At 60.4% G+C, this 11,054-nt stretch carries 5 protein-coding genes and 1 tRNA gene; 3 read left to right on the top strand and 3 right to left on the bottom strand.

Translation table 11 applies throughout. The features are described from left to right. Positions 1-47: 47 nt before the first annotated feature. The 3 genes from SH664x_RS03490 (at position 48) to SH664x_RS03480 (ending at position 7,502) form a co-directional block, all read left to right on the top strand. Positions 48-5,276 carry a protein kinase domain-containing protein gene (locus SH664x_RS03490; RefSeq protein ID WP_437205088.1) on the top strand — a complete coding sequence of 1,743 codons (5,229 nt, stop codon included), beginning with the start codon at positions 48-50 and terminating at the stop codon, positions 5,274-5,276. 128 nt (positions 5,277-5,404) lie between these two features. Continuing rightward, positions 5,405-5,478: transfer RNA gene (locus tag SH664x_RS03485), tRNA-Ile, on the top strand. Positions 5,479-6,050: 572 nt separating this feature from the next. Next, positions 6,051-7,502, top strand: coding sequence for a protein kinase domain-containing protein (locus SH664x_RS03480; RefSeq protein WP_437205086.1), 1,452 nt, complete (start codon positions 6,051-6,053; stop codon positions 7,500-7,502). 174 nt (positions 7,503-7,676) lie between these two features. Here the strand turns inward: SH664x_RS03480 and ilvE are convergent, their stop codons facing one another. The 3 genes from ilvE to SH664x_RS03465 all read right to left on the bottom strand — a co-directional run bounded on the left by ilvE (position 7,677) and on the right by SH664x_RS03465 (position 10,992). Then, entirely contained in the window at positions 7,677-8,537 is an 861-nt protein-coding gene (ilvE, locus tag SH664x_RS03475; RefSeq protein ID WP_437205084.1) for a branched-chain-amino-acid transaminase, read from the bottom strand. A gap of 112 nt (positions 8,538-8,649) precedes the next feature. Then, on the bottom strand, positions 8,650-9,366 hold the full coding sequence (locus SH664x_RS03470; protein WP_437205083.1) for an ABC transporter ATP-binding protein: 717 nt from the start codon (positions 9,364-9,366) through the stop codon (positions 8,650-8,652). A 69-nt stretch (positions 9,367-9,435) separates the two neighbouring features. Then, entirely contained in the window at positions 9,436-10,992 is a 1,557-nt protein-coding gene (locus SH664x_RS03465; protein ID WP_437205081.1) for an ABC transporter permease, read from the bottom strand. Positions 10,993-11,054 lie beyond the last annotated feature (62 nt).

Genomic DNA, 11,054 nt, shown 5'->3' with positions numbered 1-11,054 from the left:
GCTGCCGTTCCGGGAATCGATGTCAGGATAGGGTGCTGGCGACTTCTATGAAATGTCCTGTCTGTCAACATGATGTGACGCCGACCCCGCAGGGACGTTGTCCCGCTTGCGGAGGAGTCTGCCCTGTCTCCAGTTCCCCGGACTCGATTTTCCACTCGCCCGCATCCGGTGCAGCGACATTCGTCAGTGAAGACTGGGCGAAAGAAGAATCCGTCGAGTCCGGAGGGACCGCCGATTCTTTGGGGACCTCTGACTCACTCGGCACGGCGAACTCACTCGGCACGGGCGATTCCCTGGGAACAGCCGACTCCCTCGCCTCGGCCGATGATCCGAGTCTGCAGACCATTCAGGTGAATCCTGATGACTCACCTCCCGACCGGGGACTGGCAACGCTGGTCGACGTCGACAGCCTGGGTTCGGTGGATGACGGTCGGGCCGATCAGACCTTTGTGGAAAGCGAAGGCAGGAATCTCGCCGACCGCACATTCGTCGGTGATGATGCCAACTTCGACCTGCATGATGACCTCCCCCACACCTATCAGGATCGCGGAGCCACGGCCGCGGAACTGAAGACGCTGCAATCCAACTGGAGCGAGGCCGACAACGGTGAACCGCAGATGACGATCAAGTCACGCGCGGATGAGTCCGAGTCTGGCTCAGCCGTGCTCGGCGACACCCTGAACGCCGTCCCGCACCGATCCCTGCGCACCGTCGGAGACAAGTTCGCCTCGGGTCCCCAGCTGGCGGAATACGAGCTGTTGAAGGTCCTCGGCGAAGGGGGCATGGGGGTTGTCTGGTCGGCCCGCCAGACGTCAGTCGATCGTCATGTCGCCGTGAAGATGATCAAGGGACCGCTGGCGGAGAAGCGGTCTCAACGGCAGAAGTTCCTCGCAGAAGCGGTGGTGACCGGAGATCTCGACCACCCCAATATCGTCCCCATCTACGACGTCGGGACGGATGCCCACGGCACCCTCTTCTACTCCATGAAGCAGGTGAAGGGGACCCCTTGGCTGAAGGTGCTCAAGGAAAAGACTCAGCTCGAGAACCTTGAGATTCTGATGCGCGTGGCCGACGCCGTCAGCTTCGCCCATGCCCGCGGCATCATTCATCGCGATCTAAAGCCGGAAAACGTCATGCTCGGAGAGTATGGCGAAGTGCTGGTGATGGACTGGGGACTGGCACTGGCAACGGGAGATCTCGAAAAAGCGCGACAGCTCCGGCAGTCGATGAGCATGGGAGGGACGCCGGCCTATATGGCGCCGGAAATGGCGACTGGCCCGTTGGAACGGATCGGCCCCTACAGCGATCAGTATCTGCTGGGGGCCATTCTCTGGGAAATCATTACCGGCAAACCTCCGCACCCGGGCAAGAAGGTGCAGGAGTGTCTGCTCGCTGCCATCCGCAACATCATCGCGCCGACCGAGAAGAATGGCGAACTGGTCGACATCGCGCTCAAGGCGATGGCCACAAATCCGGCCGATCGCTATGGGTCGGTGCGTGAGTTTCAGCAGGCGATCCGGGAGTCGTTTTCGCACGCGGAAAGCGTGGCCATGGCCGACCGGGCTCAGGCCGAGTTGGAGCTGGCCCGTCGAACCGATGTCTACAGCGATTATGCGAAGTCGGTCTTCGGCTTCGAAGAAGCCTTTGACCTCTGGAAGGGGAATCGGGTCGCCGAAGAAGGAATCGACACCGCCAAACTCGCCTATGCCGACAGCGCCTACCGCAAAGGGGACTACGACCTCGGGGCGACATTACTGCGGGAAGATCAGCCATCCCAGCGCGAACTGCTGAATAAGATCCGCACGGCCAAAGCGGAACGTGAAGCGCGGCAGCACCGCCTGCGGCTGGCCAAACAGTTGATGGCGGGTCTGGGAATACTCCTGTTTGCCGTCATCACCACCGCACTGCTCTGGATTCGCAGCGAGCGGAATTTTGCCATTGAGCAAAAACAGATTGCCGAGGAGCAGGAGAAGATCGCGGTCGAACAAAAGCAGATCGCGTTGGAACAGCGGCAGGTGGCGATTGACGAACGAAATCGCGCTGAGCAGGCCAGACTGCAGGCTCTGGCTGCCGAGAAAGTCGCCCTGGCAGCCCGCGAACAGGAGGCCTCCGCCCGACAGGAAGAAGCCGCAGCCCGGCAGCAGGAGGCAGCGGCCCGTGAACAGGAAGCCGCAGCCCGGCGACTGGCAGAACAGGCCAAGCTGGACGAAGAATACGAAGCCTACATCGCCCGGATTGGACTGGCAGCCGCGAAGATTGAAGAAAATGCTTTCAATGTCGCACTGACGTTGCTGAATGAATGTCCCCCCGCGCTGCGAAACTGGGAATGGGGCCGGCTGATGCATCTCTGCCAGCAGATTTCCCAGGAATACTTCGCGGACGGCCCCATCGACTCGATCGCAATTTCTCCCGATGGAACAAAATTCGTCGCCGGCAGCTGGGATCGCAAGGCCCGTGTCTGGGACCTGAAGACACAGCAGCAGTTATTCGAGCTGCCTCAAGCCACCCTGTACGTGCATGCGGTGGCGTGGTCGCCGGACCAGCGGGTGATCGTCACCGGCGGGAATGATCCGCAGGGGCTGATCCGCTTCTGGGACGCCGCTTCGGGTCGGGAGCTCGGACACGCGAATGGTCACCATGACGCGGTTGTCAGTGTCCATTTTTCTCCCGATGGAAAGCAGCTGCTCTCCACATCCTATGACCAGACGGCCAAGCTTTGGGATCTCACCACACTGAGTGCCCCACGAGAACTCCAGACCCTCACCGGACACAACTGGTGGGTCTGGGATGCCGCGTTTCATCCCGAGTTCAACCTGCAGCAGCCCGATGCACCCAACCAGCTGGTCACCGTCAGTCAGGATGGGAAGGCGATCGTCTGGGAGATCCGGCAGCAGGGAAATGACGTCGCCGCCAACACTGTCGCCACATTTTCGGGTCATCAGGGACCGGTTTATACCGTCGCCTTCTCTCCCGATGGACAGTCCATTGCCACGGCCGGATATGACAAACGGATTCTGCTGTGGAACCCCTCCGACCTTCCCGCCTTCAGTCTGGAAAAAGTGCTCGCCGGAGAAAAGCCGGAGCTGAAATGCCGGGAATTGCTTGGCCACACCGCCCCGATCGAATCGCTGGCGTTCTCGGCGGAAGGCGAAATGCTGATCTCAGGAGCCCGGGACAACGCAGTGAAAGCGTGGTCCGTGAGTGGACTGAAGGCCATGAAAACGTTTCGCGGTCATCACAGCGCCGTCCGGAGCGTTGCCATCAGTCGCGATGGTCGCAGCATTCTCTCCGGAGGACAGGACCAGCGGGCCATCGTCTGGAGCGTCGAAGACTATGAAGAAATTCGCGTGCTGAACGGCCGACAGCTCGCCGGTCATCAGGATGCCATTCTCAACGCCACATTCTCCCGAGATGGCCACACAATACTCACCGCCAGCCGCGACCGCACCGCCCGGACCTGGGACGCGGACACCGGCGCAGTGCTGAAGACCTTTGCCGAAGGGCATGATTACCTCGCTTCGAGTGCCGTGTTCTTCCCGGATGGAAGGACGCTGATCACATCCGCTGCCGACAACACGGTGAGGATGTGGAATGTCTCCACCGGGACACAGTTTCTCCGCCTGGGCCAGACCGGACGGACGGCCGCACTCGCCCTCTCCTCCGATGCCCGCTGGCTGGTCACGGGGAGTGAAGACGATGCCGCCAAGCTGTGGAAAGTCGCCGACCTCATGCCGTTCGCCGCCGACGGAGAAGCGATTCGCTCACGCGATCAGCTGCCGGAGTTTCGCCCGATCAGTGACCATCATGGCCGCATTACCGCAGTCGCTTTCGCCCCGCAAAAAAATCTGTTGCTCACCTGCGATGCCAACGGCCGCTGCCTGCTGCGGGATGTGGAGACTGACCAGCTTCTCTGGAACGTGAAGCATCACACCCGGCGGGTGAACGCCTGTCGGTTTATCGCCAATGGAACTCAGATTCTGACCGCCAGCAGCGACCACACCGTCAGCCGGCTCGATGCCGCCACGGGTGAGGAGCTCGCCAGCCTCATTCTCAAGCATGCCGGTCCGGTGATCGCGATGGATCTCTCCGCCGATTCCCAGCAGGTTCTGACGGTCGAATCTCTGGAGTCGTCTGCGAAAGAACAGGGGGCCCGGGTGCACCTCTGGGACACCGCGACCGCCCGTCGCCTTGAGTCCTTCGAAGTCCACGGCTACAGCGTCAATGCCATCACCTTTGTCCCGCACACGACATCTGCCGCCGCGGTCTGTTCGGACAACACCGTCCGTCTCTTCCGGTTGCAGGGTGAGTCTCCCGCCGACCGGGGGGGCGAACCGTGGCTCGATTTCCAGAAACTGGGGGGGCTTGTCTGGTCGGTGGCCTACGCCCACGATGGCCGATCGATGTTGACTGTCGGCGGCAGCGAAGCGCGGCTCTGGGACCTTGGCACTCGTCGGGAGAAGATGGCCTTCAGTCCCCACGGCGCTGTGGCGGCTGCGAACTTTTCTCCGGATGGCAAGCAGATCATCACCGGCAGTTGGGATAACTCCGCCAAAATCTGGAACGTGCAGACAGCGCAGGCGGTTCGACGCCTGGAAAACGGTCATCAGGGATACATCAACAGCGTGGTCTACTCTCCAGACGGGAAGCGTGTCCTCACCGCCTCTGACGATGCGACGGCCAAGCTCTGGAACCTTGAAACCGCAGAAGTCATGCTCGTGCTGAATGGCCATGTGGGACGGGTCCGGCAGGCGATCTTTTCCCCGGATGGCAAGCAGATCCTGACAGTCGGCAGCGACCGCACGGCCCGGCTCTGGGATGCGGAGACCGGGCAGCCGGTGGGACAGCCCTTCGTCGGGCATCGCTGGTCATTGCTCTGCGGAGCCTTCTCTCCCGATGGACAACGTGTATTGACCGGCAGCGAGGACAACACCGCGCGACTCTGGAACTCCGCCACGGGAGAATGCATCGCCACCTATGAAGGACACACCGCAGCGGTCACATCCGTCGCGTTTTCTCAGGATGGCCGTCGCGTCTTTACCGCCAGCCAGGACAACAGCGCGAAATTGTGGGATGCCACGCCCAAACGGGAAGGGACCGAGATTCTGACGCTCACCGGACATTCCGAGGAATTGACATCGATCGCCGTCTCTCCGAACGGTCGTCAAATCCTGACGGCCAGTCGCGATGGCACAGCGGTCCTGTGGATGACGAGTGACTGGCAGAAGGCTCCGCCGCTGGCTGAGTTCCCGCACCTCAAGTTGCGCCAGCGGAAGTGACCGCAAGGAGAGGGCGATCGGATCAGTGGGGCAGAGTGTGATTTTTCGAATCGTGGAGCAGCGGTCACGTCAGGCAGACTGTACGACGGTGAACCAGACCGACATAATGCAGGTCCTGCCGGCGTTCTGGGGCTATAGCTCAATCGGTTAGAGCAGCGGACTCATAATCCGTTGGTTCAGGGTTCGAGTCCCTGTGGCCCCATTTCCGCAAACCACCCCCCAGACACACCTTACAACTCACTGGTCAATCTCGAATCTCTGTCATGACCCCTGACCGTGGAGACGGGATGCGGCTTCCGCCGGTTCCGTCACGATCAGATCCTGCCCCCCCTCGACGCCACCGAAGTTTCCGGCTCAAAGGAAGACGTGCGATGTCGCTGAAAAGAGGTTGGTGATTTTGAGTGGAGAGGGTGCTTCTCAAATCGACTTCACCAAGCGGTCCGCTCAGGCCGCCATTGCTTCCGTGACGATGCGGCGCGATGCCGCCCCATGAGAGGCCCGGTTCCCTTTCTTTCAGTTGAGTCGCTGAAGTCTGAACGGCAGGCCGGACTGCGGTGTCTCAGTGAACAAGTCGCTTTTGACGCACTCGTTCATGCCACGCGGAAATGAGCATTTCATCGCACGAAATTCTTGCTGCTCGGGCACTGAACGAGCAACCTGCTGAATCCTGCGTCCGGGAGACAGAAACTACGATTGCACGCCGCGGCGGATCGGCAGTATGACTCTTGCTGCTCACAGGATTTCACAGTTTTATTCGCGGGCTACAATACCGGCATGTCCAATGTCAAACAGATGAATCATTCCGGGCCCAGCCCAAATTTTTCCGTACTGGTGGGGCAGAAGGTCCCCCCTTTGCAACTCGAAGCAGTGGACTCGCAGTCCTCCGCTCCCGTCAGATTCAGCAGTGACGAAGCACGTGGTCGTTGGTGGATGCTCGTTTTCTATCCCCGCGATTTCTCCTTCGTCTGCCCGACCGAGCTGACCGCCTTCAGTGCCCGCGCAGAAGAGTTCCGCAAGCGAAACTGCGAACTGCTGGGAGTCAGCGTCGACACGCTGGACCTGCATCGGGAATGGCTGTCGACGCCCCCTGAAGAGGGGGGACTGGGACCACTGCAGTTCCCGCTGGCATCGGATCCGGAGGGGGAGGTCGCCCGACAACTGGGGTGCTGGGATTTCGAAAAACAGGTCTCGACACGCGGACTGTTTATTGTGGATCCGGAAGGGACGCTGCAGTATTCGGTCGTTCACAACCTGAGTGTCGGACGCAGTACAGATGAGGTGCTGCGCGTGCTCGACGCCCTGCAATCCGGGGGACTCTGTCCGGTCAGCTGGACGCGGGCCGACGGGACAATCGATGCCGAAGCGGCACTCCGCCCAGGCCGGATCGTGGGGCACTACCGGATTCGGGAGAAGCTCGGCTCGGGGACATTCGGAAATGTCTTTGAAGCCTGGGATCTGCGGCTGGAGCGTCGCGTGGCAGTTAAAGTGCTCAAGGAGAAGCTGACAGCTTCTCGGGCAGCACTGCTCGCCGAAGCCCGGGCGGCGGCCCGGCTGAACCATCCGCGGGTCTGCACGGTCTTCAGCATCGACGAGGAGGACGGCCTGCCGCTGATTGTGATGGAACTGCTGGAAGGGGCACTCCTGTCGGATCGGATCGCCGCAACGTTGTCTCCCCAGCTGGCCCATCGACTGGCCCGCGATGTCGCGGCCGGCGTCGCTGCGGCGCATCAGGCGAGCATTGTTCATGGGGATCTGAAGCCGGCGAACATCATGGTCACGATGGATGATCGGGCAAAGATCCTCGATTTCGGGCTCGCCGCCAAGCGGGCCGTCGTCGCTTCAATTATGGTCGATCTTGAAAACAGCGACGCCACCACCGTGGTGGAAGTGGCGGGGGGGAACAGCCCGCTGGAACGGGTGACCGTCTCTGGAACACCGGCTTATATGTCGCCGGAGCAGGCTCTCGGCAAATTGGCCAGCACCGCTTCCGACGTTTTTGCGTTCGGGCTGATTCTGTATGAGCTGATTACACACCGCCGGGCACTGCCCGGTGATTCCCCGATTGCGGTGCTGATGAAGCTGCGCAGCGCGAATCTGTCGGAAGAACTGGCCGCGTCACTCGATGCGGGCTATCGCCCGATGGTGGCAGCGATGCTCGATCCGGATCCCGCCCTGCGCCCCACGATGAAGGAAGTGGCCCGCTGGCTCGAGAGCGGTCCGGAGTAAATGCGATCCTGGGATGGACGGGTCAGATGGTGTTCGGCTCCGACTGCGATCGGGCAGTGGGAGCGAGCAACATCGATGTCGCCAACAACAAAGCCCGCGTAGTCAACGCGGGCCTTGTTGAATCGTTGTGTCGGTCTCGACGGTCGGAATGCGTGTCCGCAGAACGCACCGGCTCTACTCTTCGCGGACAAACTCCTGAAACCGCTTCCGCAGCTGACGGGTGATTGGTCCCGGCGTTCCGGCTCCAATGGGACGGCCATCGAGCTTCACCACCGCAATCACTTCCGCAGCGGTTCCTGTCAGGAAACATTCGTCGGCCACGTAGATGTCGTGCCGCAGCAGGGTTTTCTCTTCAACCGGAATTCCCGCCTCGACAGCCAGTTTCATCACGACGTTGCGGGTCACCCCTTCGAGGATTCCGGCATCGGTCGGTGGTGTCATCAGCACGCCGTTTTTCACAATGAAGATGTTGTCGCCGGTACACTCGGACACATGTCCGAGATGGTTCAGCATCAACGCTTCCGGGGCGTCGGCATCGGTCCCTTCGATCTTGGCCAGAATGTTGTTCAGGTAGTTCAAAGACTTGATGCGTGGGCTGAGCGCACCCGGATGATTCCGGATGGTGCTCGCCGTGATAATGGACATCCCCTTTTCATACAGCTCTTCAGGATAGAGCGTGATGGTATCCGCGATGATGATCACCTGCGGATGGCTGGTCTTGCGGATGTCGAGCCCCAGCGAGCCGGCCCCGCGGGTGATGACCAGCCGGACATAGCCGTCCACCAGCTTGTTGGCCGCCACGGTATCCTGCACCGCCTTGATCATCTCCTCCTTGGAGATGGGAATCTGCAGACGGATGGCCAATGCGCTTTCGTACAGACGGTCGATGTGGATTTTCAGTTCGAAAACCCGTCCGGAGTAGACCCGAATTCCTTCGAAGACCCCATCGCCGTAGAGCAGGCCATGGTCGTATACGCTCACGACCGCGTCTTCCTTGTTGACCAGAGCGCCGCTCAGATAGATCTTTTGAGACATTCGGAAATTCCGGGAAATGAATACCGCGTGAAACGCCGGGAGTGGGACAGCCAGCCACGGCTGATGAAAAGATCGCCGGAATCCGCGTCAGACGGGGTCGCCAGGCTGCCTGTCAGGCTGCCTCTTCGAGCGTCTGGATGCGACCTTCACTGAGGCGAACAATGCGCTGGGCCTGATTGGCGATTGCATCATCGTGCGTGACCATGATGATAGTCAGCTGCTCTTCCTCGTTCAACTTGTGCAGCAGCGTCATGATTTCGTTGCCGGTGTAAGAATCGAGGTTGCCGGTCGGCTCGTCCGCCAGCAGGACCGATGGTCTTCCGGCCAGTGAACGCGCAATTGCGGCCCGCTGCATCTCGCCTCCGGAAAGTTCCGATGGACGATGTTTGACTCGGTGCCCCAGGCCGACTTTTTCCACGATTTCCAGTGCCAGTTCGCGAAATTCCCGACGACGCTTCCAGTAGCTGAACACGGAATGCCGGATCATCAACGGAGACAGGACATTTTCCAGCAGCGTGAGTTCGGGGAGCAAGTGATAAAACTGGAAGACGAAGCCAAAAACATGGTTCCGGATTTCGTCCCGGGTGGTCTGGGGCAACCGGTCAATGCGGTTGCCATCCAGCCAGACCTCCCCATGATCCGGTTCATCCAGCAGGCCGAGTAGATGCATCAGTGTGCTTTTGCCGGAGCCCGATTGACCGACGATCGACAGGAACTCCCCCTTGTGGACGGAGATATCGACCCCCCGCAGGACCGGAACCAGATTCTGCCCCTTTGCATAGGCCTTATCGAGTGCTTTGGCGCTGAGGTGGGGTTTTCGCTTGGTCATGGACAGGGTTCGCGGGAGGTGCATGGGTGTCGTCTTCCTGAGCGGGGGCTGGCCGGTTCCGCCGTTATCTCACTCGTAACGCAGGGCACGCACGGGATGCAGACTGGCCGCCCGACGGGCCGGCAGCACGCTGGCCAGAATCGCAATCAGCATCGCGCCGGCAGCCACCGAGACCACCATGGTGGGAGAAATCGAAGTCGGAATTTCGTGAAAGTAGTAGATCGCCTCGTCAAAGACTTTCTGACCGGTCATCCAGGAGATCACACTCTCAATCTGGTTGATGTAGCGAATGAACAACAGGCCGAGAACGACCCCTGCTCCGCTCCCCACGATTCCCAGCGAGAGCCCATAGGCGAGGAAGATCGACATGACCCCCTGTGAGCTGGCTCCCAGGGCTTTGAGAATGCCGATATCGCGGGTCTTCTCCACCACGATCATGTAGAAGATCGCCAGAATGCCGAAACCGGCGACGGTAATGATCAAAAACAGCAGCACGTTCAGAATCGCCGACTCGACCGCCACCGCCTGCAGCAGGGGTCCCTGCTTTTCTTCCCACGTCCGGATCATCAGATCGAGCGGCAGGATTCCACGCAGCCGGCGGGCCACTTCCGGAGCATCGTCAAAGTTCTTCAGTTTGATCTGCAGCGAGGTGACCGCCCCGTTCCGCCAGTTCAGGTTGTCATGCGGGCGGGTCGGATCGGGAGCCGCCAGCATCCCGCGGGCCAGCTGCAGTTCTTCCAGATTGCAAAAGACGAGATTGGAATCGTATTCACTCATGCCGCTCTTGAAGACGTCCACGATGGTCGCCTTGAACGAGACCGGCTGTGGATTTCCGGTTTTAATCGTCGTCAGCACCACATCCTGTCCGGGGCAGGCGTAGTGGAAGGTGCGAAACTTGCCTTTATCGTCGCGAGTCGGATGACTGATCACGCCCGCCCCCACAAACAGTCTGGCCCGCATCGGGGCATTGGGATCTTGCGGAGCAGCAGGGACGCCGCCATGAGCCGGAGGCGGAGCAGTCGCAAACGGATCCTGATCATCGACCAGAGGAGACTCTGTCGTCGCGTTGCGGGCTGCCTGATAACGGCTGTCGAGTTCCTGAAAACGCTGCAGCCGCATCCAGTTTTCACGCACGGCCAGGGCTTCCGAAGTGAGGCTCCAGTCCAGCGGAGTGTTGGCGGGAATCAGCGGAGGGCGAATCAGTTCGCCATCTTCCTTGATCTCCTGTCGGTTCAGCAGATAACTGGAAAGCGGGCTGACCTGTTCCTTCGTGTCAGGCACGATACCGATGATCGTCACCGGGCGGTTGACATGCTGTCCAAACGCCTGAAAGCTCATCATGCCGTAGATTTCGACCGTCGGCGTGATGGCCTCGATGTATTGCCCCGCGACACGTTCAATGTCGGCGATGATCTGGTCGGGGAACGGTGTGCCGTCCATGCTTTGGGATTCGACCACCATATCCGACAGAATGCCGTGGATCCGGTCGCGCATCTGCGAAGAGAAGCCGGACATGACGCTGTTGACGACGATCATCGTCGCCACCCCGAGCGTCACGCTGATCACGCTGGCAAGCGCGATAAACCGTGTCCGCAGGTAGCGGTTGGCGAGCAGAAATTTGTACATGTGCAATCCCTTGCGATCTGGCGATCCGTGCCAATTGCCCGAAGTGTAGCCGCTCGCGACGA

Origin of the sequence: Planctomicrobium aquicomposti (assembly GCF_051466325.1) — a bacterium.
Classification (GTDB): domain Bacteria; phylum Planctomycetota; class Planctomycetia; order Planctomycetales; family Planctomycetaceae; genus Planctomicrobium.
Note: the sequence above shows the minus strand (reverse complement) of the source record. Positions and strands in the feature narration are given on the sequence as shown.